Consider the following 21117-nt stretch of genomic DNA (forward strand, 5'->3'; position numbering starts at 1 on the left):
TTATTCCATTCCTTCCTTCATAGAGGATTCAAATAAGTTTTTGTAAATATCATTCTCTAAAATTTTATTTGGGGGCCCATCATAGATTAACTGTCCCTCTTGCATTAATAAAATACGGTCTGCTTTCATCGCTACTTGAGGATTGTGCGTGACATATACCACCGTCTCTATCTTTTGACTAATTGAATGCATTACTTGTTCGGCTGATATATTGTCTAATGCCGAAGTTGGTTCATCCATCAATAAAATTGACGGCTCTTTGCACAAAGCCCGAGCAAGAGCAATTTTTTGTGCCTCTCCTCCTGAAAGAATCAACCCATCCTCAAAAAGCTCTTTCCCCAAACGTTGGTTCATTTTTTTCGACAGAGGTTGAAACCATTCTTCTTTACTAAGTGCTTCCATTGTTGTGCTTTTTTCACTACTACCTATAATATTTTCTAGCAGAGTGACATTGAACAAAAGAAAGTCTTGAGATAAAAAAGTTAAATGTTGATCCCATTCCACTTTCTTGCTATCTATTTCGCGATTAATCATGATTTCTCCACGAAAATCGTTTAAAATTCCTGAAAAAATCTTTAGTAAAGTTGATTTTCCAGAACCATTTGGACCCACAATGGCTATTTTTTCACCTTTTCTTAGCGAAAGTGATATATTTTTTAGAACCTGCTTTTCTGTTTTAGGGTAATTGTAATTCACCTGGTATAAGGATAATTCTTCTATAGCAGAGAGAGTAGGTTTTTTCTGGATTTTTAATGATGTGAATCTTTGAAATGCCCTAATATATAATCGATACGCATCTGCATTCTCAATGGTCTGAAGAAGGTTCCTTATCCGTGTTAGAAATAAAATAATTGCACTAAATAAAATTGAAAATTGGGATATGGTAAACGAAGGAAATGCCACAAAAGAATAGACAGCAAAAAATAAAGAAAATAGATAAATAAAATTAATCGAGAAATCTGTTAGAACCATCTTAAAAAGAATCTGTTTTTTTGCATAACTTTTCGTCAACGCGATATTTTCATCATACATTTGTTGAACAAAATTATGAAAACAGGCATCAAGTCCCGTTGTTTTAAAATCGACATTGGCTTCTTTAGTAAGTAGCAATGCTTGCAACTCTGTCTTTCTTCTTTCAATATTCACCAATCTTTTCTCTTTTTCAAAGGTTGTTTGATTCAGTTTTTTTGCGAAATACATCGATAAAAATAAAAAGACAGACAAGACTAGCAGTCGCGGATCAATTGAAATAGTGACTACTATTGCATTTATCAGGGCAACAAGTTGAAACAGGCCATTTAAAACATTCGTATAGGCTAATTCAAAGTACTTATTGACCCCTTGACTAACAAGATTAAATTCATCATAGAATTGGGGAGTGAATAAACGGCTATAGTCAATATTTATTACACTATCAACCATTTTTTTGGAAAAATATTCTCGGCTTTTGAGGATTTGATTTTCTTGTATAACCGTAGCATACCAAGAGGAGAAACTACTTATCAGCAATTGAATGCCGCCAAAAAGAACCAAGATAAAGGTAACTTGACGGAAGGGACGATTTTGTTCATAAGAACTTGTTAGAAAATAAAGCAAACCAATCGAATTGATTGTTAGCATTAAAGCTTCAATAACTTTCAAACTGATTGAGAATATGAGCCTACTTGGTTGAACTTTCCAGTATTCTTTTAACAAAAACAACGTTGTTTTAACCATAAAAATCCTCCGTAGATTGATCAATGAGTTGTATGGTTGGAGTTTGAGCTGAAATTCTTTGTTTTAGAATATGATTAGAGCCAGTTTCAAAAAATAGAAGGCTATCTATCCTTCTCTCCATCCATTCTAATATTTTCTCCTCGGCTCCTTTTCCAAGTGCTCTACAAGATAAGCACATTAAATAACAGATTTTTTCTTTTTGAATCACAGTCCCAACCAATCCATAGTTAGAGAACTTGTCTTTTAAATAAATTGAATACACTGTAAAGTTTTTTGCAATATATATTTTTTGCCGCTCTTTAACGTTCGACATCTTTACAATTTTTCTACGTACTATTTCTCCATAGAATACTATCATAGTATTCTAATATATTTTCTTATATGTAACGAATAGCAAATGAGATGTAATAACTAACATGGATAAAATTTGAAACTTTTGGTTTTGTTATAATTGTGTTCGGTTTTTGTTTTCGATTATAGACCTCCGTTCAATGAATAATTTTGGGAAAATAATACTTGACCATACTTGCTTCTATGTTGATTACTTTTGCTATTTTATCGATTGCGAAGCGCATGATAGCTGATATCTCTAATTGCTTTATTCTCTCTTTATTTAATTTTAGTGAAGAATTTCGAATTATCACGGATCTCTTCGATGTAAGGGTTATTTTTGAATAGGTTCGTTGGAATTACTTATCATTTCGATGGCTAAAATATTCCTGAGTAAGTTTTGCCGATTGATTGCTCTTTTATCCATATTTTTCTGTATAATAATAGGTGGAATACGTGAGGTTTGGAGGAAGATAATGAATAATTTAAGAAATATGATACTTAGTCAAATCTGCTACACTGATTTAGTTTATGGCAGGATAAATAAAAAGCTACGAATGACGATGACAAAAGCTGAAATTGAGAAATTTATTTATCAAGTCGTTGAATGTGAGAATAATGTGATTTATAAACTGGGGAAAAATTACTATATTGAAGATAAAAAAACGCGCACTAGGGTGACGATTAACTCATACACCTATCGAGTGATTACAGCAGATAAGCTTTAGATAAAAAAGTTGCGCTTCATCTATCAAATATCTGTCTTCAGTCGGATGATTTCTTTTTGTATCTTTTATTGGTTCCTTCGCCTTATAACAGTCCGTACCCTTTTTTTAACCTACGACATAAAATAAATAATGATTAAAGCTGATATTTTTTACTCAATTCTCTAATTCCCCATACCAATCATCATCAACTGGTTCTAACCATTCTGGGGGCCGGCAGTAATTGCAAGGTGTTCAAATTTTTTTTGTAAGAGCCATGCTAAAGCTACCTGCGCTCTGGGGACCTGATAGTTGGCTGCGATTTCTGCCACGCGCGCCACAATTATACGATCTTGATTTTCTGTAGTATCATACTTTGATTGGGCCGTTTTATCAGTGATGAAACGTTTGGTTGTTGCTGCCCAATCGCGGGTCAAACGTCCGGCTGCTAAAGGGCTATATGGAGTTATTGCGATTTTTTGATCTTCACAAAAAGGTAACATTTCACGTTCTTCTTCACGGTATAACAAATTCAAATGGTTCTGCATTGAAACGAATTTAGTCCAGCCATTTCTGCTGGCGACCTCTTGAGCTTTAGCAAATTGCCAAGCATACATAGCTGATGCACCTATACAACAAGATTTACCTGATTTCACGATATCATGAAGTGCAGCCATTGTTTCTTCAATAGGAGTTTGATAATCCCAACGATGAATGATATACAGATCCACGTAATCCATTTTCAAGCGTTCTAAACTTTTGTCAATTTGATGAAACAAAACTTTCCGAGATAGCCCCCACTATTTGGCGCTTGCTTCATTTTCATATAAGCCTTGGTAGTAACTACAATCCCATTACGCTTAGCAAAATCATTCAATGCTTGACCGAGAATTTTTTCACTTGCCCCATAAGAGTAAATGTTTGCCGTATCAAAGAAATTAATGCCCAAATCCAATGCTTTTTGAATGACTGGTCGACTCTTGGCCTCTTCTAATACCCACTCATGAAACCCGCTGTTAGGATCGACCCCATCGCTCCCAAACATAGCTGGGAGACATCTATTCCCGTATTACCAAATTTTACATACTCCATGTGTTTCCCTCCATTATCTTTGGATTCAAACCAATGCTGTTTCGGTAGTTCGTAATAAAAAGTTGATGTGACAAGCAAGTCTAGTTTCATTTCATCTGACTCAAAGACCATTTTAGAGAAATGCTTCTAACCTATTCGTTTGTCGTCGTACTATTCAACTTCTTTTACTGTACACCTTGAAGTGAAATTCAAGGCAAGGAGTTTACTTTCATTCCTCCTAAATAAACTTCAAAAACCAGCTAAGCAAGTTGCTTAACTGGTCGTAGTTCTATCACTTATTAAGTTTCCTTAAGTGGTAGACTGTTGCGTTACCATTATTTTGAAATAGAATTCAATCAATTGGCCATGCATTGCCCTTCACTCAGGTTCAATATAATTTGTTTGGCTCCTCTTGCAATAATCCATTCATTCTGATTCAGTGTGACAGCAGGAGGTGTACGCCACTGCTCTTTTGCGTACTTGATATCTTGATGAGCAAAAATGCCGGTAACCAACCAGTGTATTCCTTCATCTAAAATCGTTTCTAAGCCTGGCAGACAAGTCATTTCATAAGTCATCAAGTTGGTATTTGGTAAACAATTGACTGGTGTGTGCGAACGTGTTGTATCAGTTACAGAGAGATCCGCGATGCCGCTAAACCCCTTCTTTCCTTCAAAATATTGGTTGTTGCTCTCAATGATGATGTCTCCTAATTTTTCAGGCGTGTTTTCTACAGCAAAACCCGTTTCATAAATGACAGCTGGTTCATCAAGGTTAATTTGATGGATTCTTAACTGCCAACCATCAAGTGCCAAAAGCCACGTGCGAACACTTTTTGAATCAGTTACCTGCCAGGTCGAAGCAATCGCTTGATTGTTTAAAGTAATATTAGTTACTTTGTTTCTTATTAAAAATGGACCAACTGCTTCAACGGTCTGTTGATTTTGACTGATGAGCGTTTTTCTATCCAAGGTTTGAAGGCCAATCATTGAATCCATTGCAGTTTCTTCTTTGGATTGATTGCTTCGAGGAATTGAAAAGCCAAATTGACTGGAATAAGCAAATTTTAAATACTTTTCATTGCTTAACGTGTGGTAATTGGGCCCTGGCTGACCAGCATTCAACAATTGCGTATGTCCCTTATCGTGGACGGCTAGCATATTTGCTTGTGTTAAGAGTTTTTGAGTAGGTCGACACGCAGGCATTTCTGTTTGAGCAGTATGCCAATACGGGTGTTCATCAGGCAATGCCAACAACAAAAATATTTTATTTGACCAATAAGGTGATAGAGCACTATTGTAGGGTTCTGTTATGGAAAGCTGTGGATAGGTATACCCTAAGTTTAACAGTCCTTCGCCATCAAAAATATTTTTTGATAACCACCACTCCAAGTTCCGATTAATCAAGCCCTTCATTACGGCTAATTCATAAGGGAGTAGATTGGCATAAACGGCAGCAGACCAAAAAGCACTAACGGCGTAACGATAAATCATGCTTCGTCCAAATGGGACATTTGCCCCATCTTCTGCAAAAAAGTGTAAATACTCCTTTGCAAAAAGCCAAGCTCGTTCTTTAAAAACAGCTGACAATGGTGCTTTGGGGACTAGTCTACTATAAATGAGTCCGTAATAGTGAAAAGCGAAGGGTGTGTAGTAATCCTGACGCCCTCTAGAACTATCTTTATACCACCCATCATCTAGGTAACAGGCTTCAATTTTTTCTAGAGACAGCGCATATTTTGTGGCATCCACTTCATGTCCTAATTCTTGAAAAACCAAGGCAACTATTACTTTGAAAAATTGCCAGTTCCCGTCTGCGCACTCATAATCAAATATTTGAGATAACCATGTAAGAACTTTTTTTCTTTCGGCAGTTGATAAGTGTTTCCAAATAAAGTGGTCTCCGTGAAGAAGTGCCAATGCAATCGCAGGCATCTCCACCATTCGTTGATCACGGTCTTGAATGTCTCCCCAGTATTCTGTATGATTTGGATTTGTTCCATGGATAATTCCTTGGATTAGTTGTTGTTGCCAACTATCATCGAGCATTCTTATCGCAGGAGCCGCTCCCCATAAGAGGCGAGAAAATCCTTCCATTTCAGCAATCTTAGTGCCATAACCAACGCCGTTTTGGCCAAATTTTATTCGAGCAAAACCGCTACTAAATTTTTCTCTCAACGGCTGATTGATAGTCTTAAAAAGAGCTAAATAATCGTCTTTAGATTCCAATTTTATTTTTGACATGCTTTTCCTTCTTTTTGTTTGTTTTACTATAGCTGTTGATTCACCTTCTGATTACCAAATAAATAAGTCGCGATCCAGTAATCGTAAAATTCCTTCTATAAAGAAATAGTCCGAATAAATCAGTGGGACCTCGTAAGTTGCCGGACGATGGTAGGCCTCCGTACCACCTCCAATAATACCATCTTCATCTAATGACCAATTGGCGTATTTATTTTCAATTGTTTTTAGAATTTTTATAGCAGTACGTTCATAGTAATCTTTTTCAGTATCTGGTACCCACTTCGCAATTTCCAATAAACCACAAGCGGCACACACACCGGCACTTGTATCATAAATCACGGGTTCTTTAGGTGCCCGAAAATCAACGAGTGGAACATGGTCAGTTTCACTAATACTTCCAATAAAATAATTGGCTACTCGTTTGGCGATAGCTAGATAGTACTCATTTTTGGTATGGTGATAGCTTAACGCAAAACCATAGATTGCCCAAGCATTTCCTCGACTCCATGCAGAATCAGGGCCATATCCTTGCCCGCCTATTTGTTCAATAAAGTCGCCACTTTCTGAATCAAAACTTGCTATGTGCCCGACAGAACCATCTTCACGGACCAAATGTTTGGCAATAGTATCGGCATGGCGTTTGGCTACTTTTTTAAATCGTGGATCCTTTGTTTCGTTGGATGCCCAGTAAAGAAGAGGGATATTCATCATGCTATCTATGATAACCCACCCTGGTTTTTGATCATTCCAAGCAACGATGTAATTTCCATCCACATTGAACCTTCCTAATAATAGTGTCGCTACATGTAGCCCAGTACGATAGGCTTGTTCATCGCCGCATTCTCGGTAATGAGCAACGGCCGTGTGTAACCACATAAAACCTACATCGTGATGAATATCGCGAAAACTATATAGGGCCTCATCTAGTCGCCGTTCTTGTTGTATAGCAGCTTCTTTAAATTCATTATCTTTTGTCGTATGGAATAATTGCCATAAAAGTCCGCCCCAAAAGCCATTGGTCCACCAATCGAGGCCGCGTTCTTTTGCAACATCGCTATATAACCCATCATATGGAATATAAGGTGTGGCACCGTCTAAACGACTGGTTTCTCTCTTTATTTTTTGCGTAGCAAGTCGCAGAACTTCTTCTGCCCACTGTTTTGTTTGTGTATCAATCACTCGTCTTTTTCCTTCCTTGTTCTTTTTATAAAAAAGAGGACAGACGTTGGTTCATCCGCCCTCTTTTTGCGAACGGGTTACTTATTAGCCGCACCAATGTCATTTTCTTTAAATTTCGCTTGTCCCCATATATAGAGAAGAACCATTGGGATAACCGAACTTGCGAGAACGAGCATAATGGCGCCATAGTTGATTGGTTCACCTGTACTTGAGACAGTCATGTTCTTTATAATCAGTGGGACAGTAAATTTATCCTTATCTGTTAACATCACTAGTGGATATAAATATTGATTCCAGCTGCCCATAAAAATTAAGAGGCCATTAGTTACAATGGTCGGTTTTAAAATGGGCAAGGCAATTTTAGTGAAGATCATCCATTCGTTAGCTCCATCGATTCGAGCGGCTTCCATTAGGGATGTTGGAAATTGACGACAATATTGCCGCATCATAAATACAGACGTTGTACTAGCAATTGAAGGAATAATGATTCCAGCATACGTATTGGTTAAACCCATACGACTCATAATATAAAACAATGGAATCAAGGTAGTGAAAAAAGGCACCATCCTTGAAATCATCACAGAATTAAACAAAAATTTATTTCCTTTAAATTTATATTTTGCCAATGCATAACCTGCCATAGTAGAGCTCGCTGTCGCTAGAAATGTACTAATGACTGCGATAAACAATGAATTGAAAATAATTAAGGGGTAGTTGTAACGGTCCATGATAGCCTGCCAGTTTTTAGCCAACATAGAACCAATTTTAAAGTTGATACCGCCACTCAAAATCTGTTCGTTACTTTGTGTTGAAGCAACCATCATATAAAAATACGGTAATAAGAAAATAAACGCACCCACAACTAAAAGAAGATAGCTGAATATTTTCCTTTTGTTTGAACCTTTATTCATCATTATCTCCTCCAAACTTAAACTGTAAGAATGACAGCACTCCTGCTACAAAAACCATTGTCCAAGCAATAGCAGATGCTTTCCCAAAATCGACCATCTCGAAACTTGTCTTATATAGATTGACTCCGACAACTAATGCTGCGTTGTCTGGTCCATTAGATGTGCCAAAGAAAATATTTGGAATATTAAAACTTCCTAAGCCATTAATAGTGGCTAGAACAGTGGCCATTAAAATAATCGGTTTTAACATAGGAATCGTTAGCAGAAAAAATTGGCGCAATTTTGAAGCACCGTCCATTTCAGCACTCTCATAAATTTCAGTTGAAATTCCTTGTAAACCTGCCAAAAATAAAACAGTATTGTAGCCAACATTCATCCAAATCATCGTGATAATCATCGATACTCTAAGCCATATTGGATCAGTTAACCATTGAATATTCGGTAACCCTATCGCACTTAAAACGCCATTAAGTAGCCCTGAAGGATTAAAAAACGTCATAAAAACAGAAGCGACTGCTACGGCAGATGTAACGGTTGGAATATAATAAACTGTCCGAAAGAAGCCCTTTCCCTTAAGGTGCGCTTGATTCAATTGAACAGCAAAAAAGATGGCTAATAGAATAGTTATTGGGATATATCCAATCATTATGATTAAGATGTTTGTGTACGATTTAATAAACAACGGATCTCTAAATGTTTCGATATAGTTTTGTAGGCCCACGAATTCAAATGTGTTCCCAATTTTCATAAAACTAAAAGCAAATGAAATAACGATGGGGATCATAATGGTAATCACAAAAAATACGACGAATGGGGCAACAAAACCGTACGCACTTTTAGCATGAGAGTCTACACTCTTCTTTTTTTTATCTTTATGTAGCAAAGATGTGGCTTGTGTTTTCATATTATTTCCTCTCTAAACCAAATAATTTAGATTAAGGCAAAACCGTTCGTTTGCCTTAATCCGAAAATAGATATTTATTTATTCACTTCAACACCATATTTTTGAGCAAAATTGGTCGCTTCTTTTACATAGGAAGCATCAAAGTCCCCTGTTTGCCAGTATTTATATGAAGCAGTTGAAACATAAGCGGTTGCATCAGAGTAAGAAGGTGGGAAACTTACATCTGCCATATTATCATTTGTACTATTTAACACTTCAAAGTACTTTTGCCCGCCAAAGTATTCGAATTCTTTACTTGCTGCTTCTGTTTCATAGGCCTTTGTATTCGATAAGACCATGCCATTTTCAAGACCAGCTTTTAAGCAATCTTCATTTGAAAGTATAAAAGATAGGAATTGTTGTGCGACTTCAGGGTTTTTGCCTTTTTTGGGTACATACCAACTAGAGCCTCCAGATACAGGGGATTTTCCAGCGTCTTCTTTTGAAAATGGAACAATAGGTGCCATTCTCCAATTTCCACTAGCATTTGGGAAATTCAGGGACATATTCGTAGCATACCATCCTCCAGCGACAAACATCGCGGACTCCTGAAACGCTTTTTCTCCATCATTGGCACCATAAAAATTAACGATATCCGCATCGATCATTTTTTTGATAATGGCAGCCGCATTTTTTGCCTCTTTTGTTTCCAAATTAATGTTTCCTTTATCATCTAAAAGAGGTGCATTTTGTTGCGCCATGATATTGATAAATAATTCTTGATCACCCGCTTCTGGCAAGGCAATTCCATAAACACCGGTTGCTCCTTTTATTTTTTTAGCAACTTCAATGTATTCATCCCAGGATTTGATATCTTCAAAGGTTGTTCCTACTTGTTCAAAAAATTTTGGTTGATAATAACTGACCGCAGAAGTGATATCATTTGCGTAGGGAATGACTTGATCTTTTGAGCTCTGTGCTTTTAAGATATTTAATTTCTGCGCATAAAATTCTTTGCCATATTTATCATAAAATCCGTAATCCGTTGCACTATAAAAGGAATCTTCAAATTTTTCTAGTACCCCTGCTGCACTGCTGTCAGTGATGGATACGATATCGGGCATCTCTTCTTGTGAAACCAACTTAGGGGTAATCATCTGAACAGTTGCCGTTCCAGATGCAACAGTTGTAAACTTCAATTTGATGTTCGCATCATTTTTTTCATTATAAATTTTTGCCATATCTGTTAGATAATTCTGGCTTTTCCCTGAGGAGGCATAAACGTCTAGCGTTGTTTCTTCTTTAATGACGTCCTCTCCTAACTTCATTTTAGCTGTTGTATCCTTTGTTGAGCCACACCCAGAAAGGGTTATAATTGCCGCTGTACAAAGCGTGATAAATCCAAATTTTATTGCTACTTTCTTCATTTTCATGTGTTATTCTCCTTCTCTTTTTTTGTAAATGGCATAGCCCTTTTTATTCTGTGTTAATAAAAAGGAATGGACTCAATCATGTGTAAATAGCTATTATACATGGTTGAGCATTTCTGCTATAATGACCTCGTATACACAGAAATTAACAAACGAAGCGCTTTCTTTTGTACCTACATCATACAATTTCATTCGAAGAAAATATTTACTAAAAAGTGAACTAATGTTACGAATTTAGAGATTTCTATTTTTTGTGAGTATCTGAATTTGTAAAGAGTCTCTTTTTTTATAAGGAGGTTAACAAATGAAAAGGATTCCTAGATATACGCCGATTGAAATAACCGAAGTACTCAAGGCGACAGAACAATATTGCGAACCTGGAATGGTCCATAAAGTAAAAGAGGAAAATACTTTTTTCTTGCTATACATAAAGGAAGGAAACATTCGTTTAACATCAGATAGTCTTTCTTTTGAGTTACCTACCGGACATTTTATTCTAGCCAAGATTAATAAAGAAATAACCTTCACTTCGTTAGCTCCTTCAACAAGGGTTATCAGCATTTTATTCCATGAAAAAGAACATTCCCTAGCCTCTATCACCAATCGCAGTTTCTTTGCAGATGAAGATTATGTCAGTCTATTTCGGATGCTAAGCGATCAAATTGAAGAAATTGCCTTTCTAAAAAAACGCAAACCATCGATTACTTATGACAAAATGATTGGAGAAATGTTTGGCTTGTGTTGTTCGTTACTTTATTCTTACCTTCAGCAACTATTACTCTCTTTGAGCGAAAAGGTCATCAGAGAAGAACTTCCTAAGATTATTATGGCAAATAAGGAGACGTTCTTTGTTAAAAATGAAGCCTGGAATACAGAACAGAACAAAGTAATAAAGACGGAAAGTACAACTACTTATTCCAACAAATTAGTCAATCAGATTATTGATTTCATGAAAACAAATTTGGATAAGAATTATGCGATTGATGAAATTGCACAAGAATTTTTTGTGGGTAGTGCGAATTTGAAAAAGATTTTTAAAAAAGAGACGGGCTCGAGCATTATGCATTATTTTAAAAACCTAAAAATGCAAGCTGCTAAAACGTGGGTGCGTGAGAACGAACTTAGTTATACCGAGATTGCACAGAGACTAGGATTTAACTCTATCCACCATTTTTCTGCTGCATTTAAAAAACACACAGGCTACTCCCCTTCTAAGTACTACGACTCGTTGCAACCAGGATTTTCTGAAAAAGTGAACAGTGTTGACGTAATTATCAACCAACCCCCCTGGCCGATGTAACACTTCTCTGATACACAACAAAAAAATTTTTTCAAACTGAATGTGAGTTTACTTAGGTTCGGTATAGCAGGAAAAGTGAAACTGGGCTTGGTTGGAGGAAACGATGATGAGATAAACTTCGCCGATTTGAATGTTTTACAGGTTGAGATAAAATAATAAGATGGTAGGAGGAATTTGTTTATGAAAAAATTAGTACCAATTAGTTCAGTAGTAATATTAGACGGTGTTACAAAGCGACTTATGATGTGTGGAAGAATCCGATGATAACAAATAGATTGATTCAAACCAAAGCTAATTTTGGGAAAATGTATGAACTAATAGAAGCCAATAGAATTATAAGTACGATTAAAATACCAATAAACCTCAGAAAAGAAATCAATGTTTCAATAGCAAATAAAAATTTTAAATTACAATGTTCTATTATTAAAGATGCAATAGGTCGTTTCAATTATTCTGAAAATATGAAGTTACTTCCTTTTCAAATATATAATGAAAATAATGTGTTAATAGGTTCATTATGTAAAAGAAGAATAAAATGGTTATTTGGTTAGACTTTTTTTGAATTAAATTACAACGCTGAAACGTATTATTTCTACGCGATAGGACTAGGTAAAAAAGGTTTAAAAATACCATTATACGATTCTAACGACGTTCAAGTAGGCCTGATTGTAAAAGACAATGTCTCCTATGATAACAAGAGTACCTACACAATATATACATTAAATAAGCATTATCAAATGTTGGCTTTCCTCTTTGCGGTTTATTATGATATTGCGTACTGTTCACCAAATGAAGTTGCTTATAAATCCAAAAATGTGAATTATGAGTATACATTGAATAAAGAATTGAAGAGCAGATACAATCCAAAATTTGTAGAATGAAGATTTTGATATGGAAAATAAATATAAATTTTTTATCTTAGCCTGTATAACTCTTATTATGGTGAGTTGTTAGGATAAAAGAGATTTTTAGAAAATCTGTCAGGTAATGCGTATTTACTAGAAATTAGGGATAAGGTAATCGAACGCTTTTTAGAGTATAAAAGTACTTGAAGAAATCAGTTGAAGGACGACAAGAGTTGGGGACAGGAATTGTTAATAGGAGCCTAGGACATAAATAAATAAAGTTAGGTCCTAGGCTCTTTGGATTGAGGGAAAATATCTGAACATTTATCTGAGTAACAAACAATAAAAAGGTAAATATTTTCGCTGGAAGTATGTGCTTTAACGATACCTATCCAAGCTTTTTATTGTAATTATCGCTACCGTCACGTTACTGCTTCTAAAAACAGGAACGTCAATGTTAAGATCAACTTCCATCTGTACAAAGGCAGTCACGACTAGCTGAGAAAAAATGATAAACCATTTGTTTCATTTTAAAAGAAAGAGCCGAGAACACTGGCTCTCAGCTAAATTGGCTTCGCGTTAATGGCAGTAAATTTAAGGAAATATAGGCTAAGTAAACTAGAAAATAAGAAGTATTCTCCCAAGAAACTAAAAAACAGAAGACTAAAAATCATTTTTATGATTTTCGGTCTTCTGTTTTATTTTGTCTTAAGACTTATGTCCCAAGCTCTTTTTGTTTAAACTAGCTCATCGCATTTGAAATAAAATTTTTATACCAGTCAAAGGAATCTTTTTTCGATCGCTTAAGTGTCCCATTTCCCTGATCGTCTTGATCAACGTAAATGAACCCATAGCGTTTGGACATTTCTGAGGTGGATGCGCTAATACAGTCAATGCAGCCCCAATACGTATACCCCATCACATCAACCCCGTCATCGATGGCCTTCATTAGCTGCTCTAAATGCTTAGATACAAAGTCTATCCGATAATCATCATGAACCTGACCAGTTTCATCTTCTTGATCCAACATTCCCATCCCGTTTTCTGCAACGAAGACTGGTAAGCCGTAACGAGCATAGAAAAAGTTCAATGAGTAACGTAACCCTGAAGGATCAATTTGCCAACCCCAAGGTGTAACCTCCAGATAAGGATTTTTTTCACCTACTAAAAGATTCGCATTCGTTTTGTCGGCATTCGTTTTATCAAAGCTGGTTACTAGTGAGGCATAGTAACTAAAGCCTACATAATCAACCGTGTGATCCCTCAACAACTGTAATTCTTCTTCAGTTGTATCAAGTTTGATCCCTTTGTTCTTAAAGTATTGTTTGATTGCGTAGTTGTATTCTCCTAATGCTTGAACATCAGTAACAAATGTATCAATCTCTGTTTCATTGAAAAACTGCATACAGTCTTCTGGTTTACAGGTTGCTGGGTACTTCAAGTTTTTAGTCGCCATGCAGCCTACTTTACTCTGGGGATTAACCTCATGAGCATATTTGATTGTTTGAGCTGTCGCAATAAACTGATGATGCAATGCCTGATATTTTGTTTGCTCCAGATTTTCGGTTCTTTCAGGAATGATTCCAGCACCGACAAATGGAATATGGATGGTCGCGTCTATCTCATTAAAAACAATCCAATGTGTCACATAATCCTTATACGTATCAATTACAAAACGGGCGTATTTCGTAAAAAGAGCAATTAATTGTTTGTCCGCCCAGCCATTGTATTTTACAGCTAAGTGAACAGGCATTTCAAAATGAGATAGTGTAACAATAGGTGTAATATCATATTTTTTCAGTTCCTGAAAAAGCTTTAGATAGAAGTCAACGCCTTGTTCATTCTGTGTCTCTTCTTCTCCAGTCGGAAATAATCGTGACCAAGAAATAGACAACCTTAATGCCTTAAAACCCATCTCTGAGAATAAGCGAATGTCTTCTTTGTAGTGGGTGTAAAATTCAATTCCTCGCCGCTTCGGGTATTTTTGATCTTGCGTATCCTTCACCGCATCAAGTACTTCTTGATAACTAAGTTCAAAAGAGCCACCCTTACTTCGATCTGTTAGCTTGAAACAATCGGCTGTAGATAGCCCTTTTCCAGTCCCTCTTAATCCACCTTCTACTTGATTGGCGGAAAAAGAGCCACCAATAAGAAAGTCTTTTGGTAATAATTGGTTCATTTTTATATCCTCCATAGTAAGAATTTTTCTCAGCGTGATTCCTATCAACGCTCATCAAGCAGTCGTAGGTGCAGTGGATAATGATTGGCTTGTTTCGACGCTAAACAGCCCCTCTAATCGATCGATTTCATCACCAGAATGACTCGTGATCACATTTAAGTTTGTGACAATCACTGCAGTCGTTATATCATACCCTGCCTTGCTTATTGCTTCTTTATCAAACTCAATAAGGAGATCGCCTTTTTTCACATTCTCACCGTTTTTAACATGGGCTGTGAAATTCTGACCTTTTAATTTTACCGTATCAATTCCAATATGAATCATCATTTCGATCCCATCATTACTCTTAATCCCCAACGCATGATTAGTCGGAAAGACCGCTTCAATCATCCCATCAAATGGCGCATATACTTTGCCCTCTGCCGGTAAGATACCTACACCATTACCCATCACACCTGAAGAAAAAGTGGGGTCTTTGATATCCTTTAATGGCATCACTTTCCCTTTTACAGGGCTGGCAATTGTTTCATCCGTCACCTCAGGCAAGAATTCTTTCACTTCTTCCTCGTCTTCTGCCTCAGTAGTCTTTACGCCTAAAAAGTTCATCGCGATCATCGCACCAACCGTTGCAACAAGAATACCAACAATATAATAAATGAACTTATTACCGAAAAATAAGGCAATCCCTGCTAAAGGAACAGGTCCCATTCCGACAGCTGCAACCTTGAACATCGCTACGATCGCAGAGCCTAAAGCACCACCTATAAACGTCGCGATAAACGCATGCTTGTATTTCGCAATGACGCCATATAATGCTGGTTCAGTAATACCGATAAACCCGCTTAATGAAGTCGAATAGGCCAACGATTTAGCATTTTTGTCTTTTTCTTTAATCGCGATCATCAATGTCGCACCCGCAATCGCAGCATTTCCACAGGCCGCTAACGCCAACAAAACATCTGTGCCTGTTTGCGCTAAGTTTTGTAATTGAATTGGTGGAATCGCCTGATGCATCCCAGTGAAAACTAAAAATGGATAAATCCCACCAAAAATAGCGCCACCAATAAATCCACCTTTTTCATAGATAAAACTTACCGCATCTCCAATCCACAAGCCTAATTGATTCGCAAAAGGTCCAATAACGATCAATGCGATAGGTGCAGTTATGATAAGTGCAAATAGAGGTACAAACAATAAGGCTAATGTCTTTGGTATGATCTTCCGTAACCCCTTTTCAATATATGAAAGCACAAAGATACTTAGTAAAATAGGGAAGACGGTAGATGAATAATTTACCGCTTGTACAGGTAATCCTAAAAACGAGGCATTTTCCGTTAAGCTCGTAAAATTCGGATGCAACATAGCTCCTGCAATTAAAACGGCAAGATACTGATTACATTTGAAGGTTTTACCTGCGCTAAATGCTAGAATAATCGGTAAGAAATAGAACGGAATGTCTGAAAAAGTCATCATTAACGAAAACGTTGGCCCTGAAGTATCTACCAAACCAGAGAATTGCGCCGCTAACAATAACCCTTTTAGCAAACCACCAGCAGCAAGTGCAGGAAATACTGGCGTAAAGATCCGTTGGAAAATATCCAACACATTCGTATGTTTCTCCGCGTTCACTTCTTCCTTTGTCCCAATTTCATTTTCCAGTTCGTTGAAATAGTCCTCGACCTCATTACCAAAAATTATTTGAAGCTGACCACCATTAATCCCTACTCCTTTGACAGGATCAAGCGCTTCAATCTTTTCAAGGTTAATTTTATTATTATCCTTTAGATCTAATCGTAACCGGGTAAAGCAATGAGAAAAACTCTTAATATTCTTCTCACCACCAACATTCGCTAATATGACTTTAATTGCCTCTTTTTTCATGAATAATTCCTCCTCAAATTAGTTAGGAGGTATTGCCTGATTTAACAGTAACAATCCTGGGTAATTACCCTTTTTCAAACAAATTTGCAATATGGATGACCAAGTACGCCTGATCCGCTTTTGACATTTCGTAATCATAATTATTTTTAAGATAAGAATATATTTTCTTTACTGCATTGGCTGATGCTGGATAACTTTTGGAGATCATCAAATATAGCGCATCATTATGATCATCCCGCGTTTGCTTTTGAGCCATTCTTTGTACGAAGAACTTTAAATGAGTAATTAGTCGATAATAATCCAAAGACTCTTCATCAATTTGTGTTTTAAAATGATACGTCAATAGTTGCTGAATCTCCTTAATTAATGCAATGGTTCGATTAATTGACTCGTTCGGATTTTTTCCTGAACGGTTATCAATGATGTGCATCGAGATGAATGCGGATTCATTTCCATCAAAATGTGTATTGAATTTTTCATTCACGACTTTCACCACATACTTGCCAATTTCAAACTCTTTGCTATAAATCTGCTTAATTTCCCAAACGAGCCCATTATCAAGTGTGATTCCCTCACCTTGACGTTTCACTGCATTGTAAATATGATCTGCTAATGAAACTAAGATTGAACTATCTAGCTCAATGTTGTATATGTCTTTTGCCAATTCAATCGTTTGCTCCGCAATATCAAAATAATCTTCTGAGATGCGAGAAACTAGCTGTGAAAAATTATTCTGTGCTTGTTCGCCTTCCAATCGATAGCGTTTCTCCACTTTTTCCTCGGATACATACCCGCCATGTTTCTTTTGAAAAGCCAATCCGGACCCGATCAATACATACTCTTTCCCATCTGTTCCTTTTGTTACCACAGCATTATTGTTCAAAACACGTTCAATCCTTATTCCCATTTTTTGGCTCTATAATATTTGGTGTTGTTACTCAAAAAATGAGTAGGAACTCCAAATTTTTTTATAACAAAAAGCATTTGGTTCCTCTATAATTAAGTCGCCTAAACAAAATATAGAAGGAGAAACCAAATGCCTATAACTAAGATTAACAGAAAAAAACAGGAAAAGACAAGTGAATTGATAAAAAAATTATTAAATATAAAAGATCCAAACCTTTACTTTGTAGAGGACCCCTTATCTAAAGAAACGATCTCCGGCAAGCTATCCAACGTCTTTACCGGTGTACTTACTTATACACCTTCTTGTTGCCCTGCTTGCGGCTCTGTCAATGAAGGACACTGTATTATTCGTCATGCGTATTATGAGAGTCTTATTCAGCTCATTCCGTATCAAGAGGTTCCTACCTACTTACGGTTATTTAAGCAGCGCTTCCGTTGTAAACAATGTACCGCCACTTTTTCTGCCCAGACGACCTATGTTCAGGAAAATTGTTACATTTCGAACCCATTGAAATTCGCTATTGCCATTGATTTGAAGCGGAAAATTTCAATGAAAGATATTGGCGAACGCTATTTTGTCTCTTTTAAAACGGTTGAACGAGTTCTAGACTCTTTTCATAGAGAACCCCGTTTTAACCCTCATTACTTGCCAGCTCATTTATTGATTGACGAGTTTAAAGGAACGAAAGATTGTGAAGGAGCCATGTGTTTTATTGTCAGTGACGCAGATACAGGACAAATTTTTGACATTTTAAGCGACCGAAGAAACTTCAAGCTACGTGCGTATTTTCAGCGTTTTACGCTAAAGGCACGAAAGAAAGTCACCCATATTGTCATGGACATGAATGCTTCTTATAGTAGCTTTGTAAAAGATGTATTTCCTTACGCCAAAATTTCGATTGATCGATTTCATGTGATTCAACAACTGAGTAGAGCTTTTAATAAACAACGAATTCAAACAATGAATCAACTAAAAAAAAGTGATGCCCTTGCCCAAAAGGACTATCGCAAGTTAAAAAAATATTGGCGGACTCTTTTAAAGAAACATAAAAATATCAACTACAGTGCGCTCAAGCAGTTTCCCCTCTTTCAAAAGAGATATGTAACAGAATCAGAGGTTTTGGACCATCTCCTAACCGTGGATTCTGACCTCAGAGAAAGCTATGAAATTTATCAAGAACTCTTAGAAACCTTTGAAACTAAGGATTATGAGGGCTTCTTTACTTGTATCGACCAACTTCCTGCGCAATTGAATAAAGGATTCAAGAAAGCCATTCTCTACCTGCGAAAGCATCGAAAAGCCATTTGTAATGCCTTGATGTACAGCTATTCTAACGGGAAACTAGAAGGAAAAAACAACCTAATCAAAGTAATCAAACGTATTGCCTTTGGATTCCGAACATTTCGCCATCTACGCCTGCGGATTCTAGTCCAACAAGGTCTCTGTGAACTCATTTAAAAAACAAAAAGAGAACACCAAAAGTGTTCTCAATTCTGTGACTTATTTTTAAAACAACACCATTTGACAAAGTGCCCATTTTTTCACCTCCCTAATGGACAAAAAAGACAATACCCCTCCAAAAAGAAAGGGTATTGCCTGACATGCAGTAACAATCCCGAACAAGATTACTTGTTCTCTAAAATTACTTTACCATCGTTACCATCTGAAATCAAGGAAAAAATTAAATGAAAATGATCTATAAATTTTCGCCATTACTTTCAATCACTTTTTTATACCATTCAAATGACTTTTTTTTTTTCGCTCGTCCAAGAGAGCCATTTCCATAATCATCTTGATCTACATAGATGTAACCATATCTTTTAGACATTTCAGAAGTACCTGCGCTAATCATGTCAATTGGTGACCAACTTAAATAACTAAAACAATCAACACCATCTAGTTCGATAGCCTTCTTCACTTCAATAATGTGAGCTTTCAAATACTCAATTCGTGCTTCATCAAAGATGTTGCCATCTTCATCAATTTTGTCATAAGCACCAAAACCATTTTCACTAATCAACTAATCATTAGAGGAATATCATAGCGATCATACAATTCATTGAGGATTATCCGTAATCCTAACGGATCGATTGACCATCCCCAATCAGTTTTTGGCAAATAAGGATTGTCAATGCCGCCTTTTAGATTACCTTCCGTTTCAGGACGATTCTCATATGAAATTGTCAAGGACATATAATAACTGAATGATAAATAATCAACCGTATTTTCTTTAAGACAAGACAATTCTTCTTCCGTCATATCTAGTTCAATACCTTCACGCTCTAATTTTTTTAGATACCATTTAGGATATTTCCCTTTAACGAAAACATCGGCTAACATATAACTCTCTCTATTTTCTTCTAACGCTTTCCAAATATTTTTTGGGCATATTTATTCTTACTTACTCATTTAAAATTTCTAGTCAATTTTGCTACCTTTATCGTTCGATAATCAAAACCTATCTCTTCCATTAATTCTTCCCATGTTTTACCTGTTCTGCGCATAATTGTATCAACGGATGGCAATTTTTTTGATTCAGTTTTTTTCTAAATTCAGTCATGGACAGATTACTTTCTAACCCAATCGAATGATTGATTTTCTTAGCTCGAAAAGAAGTTCAAAATCTGAAATATTGCCTTTCGATTTTCTTCTGAAAAGTGGCTTAACATCATCGAATCTCTTTTTCAAAGTATATAAAGAAGGAACCTCATCTTTTCCAGAGGATTTTCTTTCATATTCTCGTTGCGAACGAATAGACTCTGATTCAATAAAATTTGCAACAATTTCTTTGATTTCATTATCATTCATTTTGGACCAACAATACCTCTCAACTCTATCTTTCCCTAAATGAATTAATAAATTATCCCATGATTCGAAACGTTCTTTGATAAACCATACGCTGGGAACCTCATTAGGATATTCTTTCATTTTTTGTTGATATTCTCTAACAGATTCAATTTGATGCTTTTCGATAAAATCAAGTATAGCTTGCATCAACATTAAATTACTTTTCTGCTTCCATATTACTCGTTTATCATCTAATTTCATAACAGTCTATCCTTTCTACTATATTATAGAGAATATAGTTCTATCAGCCTTTTTAGCCATCGTGAAGTACGCAACGGCTTCTATTCTCCCAAGAGCAGTCCAGCCTCAAGACTTGCTAAATCGGGAGCTTCGTATTGGTATTTTCGTATGACTTTTGTCGTCAGTCTGAACTGTAAATTTTCCCTCTTCTGACTACATTTATCGTCAAAATGGGACAATTACAGACAAAAACACCATATTTTACGAATTTTAGGAATTCAGAGAAATAGAAAAAGCCCTTGATATACAAGGACTTTTCACATTCGAAATTTGATAGACAGTCAGAGACTTTCTTATCTTCTGATTTCTTTGATACGAGCTGCTTTTCCGTGTAATGCGCGTAGAATCCTATGCGTTATTCAATAAGTGTCAAATACTATTCAATCGTTGTCATATAAGGGTTTATAGCTTGTTTGGATTAGTCAAACAATGTCATTAATTGTCAACCATT

At 36.2% G+C, this 21117-nt stretch carries 16 protein-coding genes and 2 pseudogenes; 4 read left to right on the top strand and 14 right to left on the bottom strand.

Annotated elements, in window-relative coordinates; genetic code table 11:
• On the bottom strand, positions 1-1716 hold the full coding sequence (locus IGI37_RS11145; protein ID WP_438761949.1) for an ATP-binding cassette domain-containing protein: 1716 nt from the start codon (positions 1714-1716) through the stop codon (positions 1-3).
• Positions 1709-2029 (bottom strand): hypothetical protein, encoded by a 321-nt coding sequence (locus IGI37_RS11150; RefSeq protein WP_438761950.1) that lies wholly within the window; start codon positions 2027-2029, stop codon positions 1709-1711. The genes IGI37_RS11145 and IGI37_RS11150 overlap by 8 nt, the downstream gene beginning before the upstream one ends.
• A 493-nt stretch (positions 2030-2522) precedes the next feature.
• On the opposite strand from IGI37_RS11150, the gene IGI37_RS11155 reads away from it, so the two are divergent.
• On the top strand, positions 2523-2774 hold the full coding sequence (locus IGI37_RS11155; RefSeq protein ID WP_438761952.1) for a DUF3781 domain-containing protein: 252 nt from the start codon (positions 2523-2525) through the stop codon (positions 2772-2774).
• A gap of 236 nt (positions 2775-3010) precedes the next feature.
• Here the strand turns inward: IGI37_RS11155 and IGI37_RS11160 are convergent.
• The 6 genes and pseudogenes from IGI37_RS11160 to IGI37_RS11185 all read right to left on the bottom strand — a co-directional run.
• Positions 3011-3842: pseudogene (locus IGI37_RS11160) on the bottom strand (aldo/keto reductase); the annotation flags it as partial.
• Between the two features lie 335 nt (positions 3843-4177).
• Positions 4178-6064 (bottom strand): DUF2264 domain-containing protein, encoded by a 1887-nt coding sequence (locus tag IGI37_RS11165; RefSeq protein WP_438761954.1) that lies wholly within the window; start codon positions 6062-6064, stop codon positions 4178-4180.
• 51 nt (positions 6065-6115) lie between these two features.
• Positions 6116-7240 (bottom strand): glycoside hydrolase family 88 protein, encoded by a 1125-nt coding sequence (locus tag IGI37_RS11170; RefSeq protein ID WP_438763637.1) that lies wholly within the window; start codon positions 7238-7240, stop codon positions 6116-6118.
• 80 nt (positions 7241-7320) lie between these two features.
• Positions 7321-8154 (bottom strand): carbohydrate ABC transporter permease, encoded by an 834-nt coding sequence (locus IGI37_RS11175; RefSeq protein WP_438761956.1) that lies wholly within the window; start codon positions 8152-8154, stop codon positions 7321-7323.
• A complete protein-coding gene (locus IGI37_RS11180) occupies positions 8147-9058 on the bottom strand; it encodes a carbohydrate ABC transporter permease (protein ID WP_438761958.1) in 912 nt (303 codons plus the stop codon). The genes IGI37_RS11175 and IGI37_RS11180 overlap by 8 nt, the downstream gene beginning before the upstream one ends.
• Positions 9059-9132: 74 nt before the next feature.
• Positions 9133-10470, bottom strand: a complete 1338-nt coding sequence (locus IGI37_RS11185; RefSeq protein ID WP_438761960.1) for an ABC transporter substrate-binding protein — start codon at positions 10468-10470, stop codon at positions 9133-9135.
• A gap of 301 nt (positions 10471-10771) precedes the next feature.
• Between IGI37_RS11185 and IGI37_RS11190 the strand changes: the two genes are divergently transcribed.
• On the top strand, positions 10772-11767 hold the full coding sequence (locus IGI37_RS11190) for a helix-turn-helix domain-containing protein (RefSeq protein WP_438761962.1): 996 nt from the start codon (positions 10772-10774) through the stop codon (positions 11765-11767).
• A gap of 260 nt (positions 11768-12027) precedes the next feature.
• The gene (locus IGI37_RS11195) at positions 12028-12318 is read left to right on the top strand and encodes a hypothetical protein (RefSeq protein WP_438761964.1); all 291 of its coding nucleotides are present in this window, start codon (positions 12028-12030) and stop codon (positions 12316-12318) included.
• 1036 nt (positions 12319-13354) lie between these two features.
• Here the strand turns inward: IGI37_RS11195 and IGI37_RS11200 are convergent.
• From IGI37_RS11200 to IGI37_RS11210, 3 genes are all read right to left on the bottom strand, one after another.
• The gene (locus tag IGI37_RS11200; RefSeq protein WP_438761966.1) at positions 13355-14791 is read right to left on the bottom strand and encodes a glycoside hydrolase family 1 protein; all 1437 of its coding nucleotides are present in this window, start codon (positions 14789-14791) and stop codon (positions 13355-13357) included.
• Positions 14792-14845: 54 nt separating this feature from the next.
• Positions 14846-16672 (bottom strand): beta-glucoside-specific PTS transporter subunit IIABC, encoded by a 1827-nt coding sequence (locus IGI37_RS11205; RefSeq protein WP_438761968.1) that lies wholly within the window; start codon positions 16670-16672, stop codon positions 14846-14848.
• A 64-nt stretch (positions 16673-16736) separates the two neighbouring features.
• Positions 16737-17579 (bottom strand): PRD domain-containing protein, encoded by an 843-nt coding sequence (locus IGI37_RS11210; RefSeq protein ID WP_438761969.1) that lies wholly within the window; start codon positions 17577-17579, stop codon positions 16737-16739.
• 129 nt (positions 17580-17708) lie between these two features.
• Here IGI37_RS11210 and IGI37_RS11215 point away from each other — a divergent pair, with 129 nt between their 5' ends.
• Entirely contained in the window at positions 17709-19037 is a 1329-nt protein-coding gene (locus IGI37_RS11215) for an ISL3 family transposase (RefSeq protein WP_438759476.1), read from the top strand.
• Positions 19038-19275: 238 nt separating this feature from the next.
• Here the strand turns inward: IGI37_RS11215 and IGI37_RS11220 are convergent, their stop codons facing one another.
• The 3 genes and pseudogenes from IGI37_RS11220 to IGI37_RS11230 all read right to left on the bottom strand — a co-directional run bounded on the left by IGI37_RS11220 (position 19276) and on the right by IGI37_RS11230 (position 20627).
• Positions 19276-19599 carry a family 1 glycosylhydrolase gene (locus IGI37_RS11220; RefSeq protein ID WP_438761970.1) on the bottom strand — a complete coding sequence of 108 codons (324 nt, stop codon included), beginning with the start codon at positions 19597-19599 and terminating at the stop codon, positions 19276-19278.
• Positions 19596-19919 (bottom strand): family 1 glycosylhydrolase, encoded by a 324-nt coding sequence (locus tag IGI37_RS11225; protein ID WP_438761972.1) that lies wholly within the window; start codon positions 19917-19919, stop codon positions 19596-19598. The genes IGI37_RS11220 and IGI37_RS11225 overlap by 4 nt, the downstream gene beginning before the upstream one ends.
• Positions 19920-19984: 65 nt before the next feature.
• Positions 19985-20627: pseudogene (locus IGI37_RS11230) on the bottom strand (hypothetical protein).
• Positions 20628-21117 lie beyond the last annotated feature (490 nt).

The sequence above is a fragment of the Enterococcus sp. AZ194 genome, assembly GCF_051713825.1.
Classification (GTDB): Bacteria; Bacillota; Bacilli; order Lactobacillales; family Enterococcaceae; genus Enterococcus_K.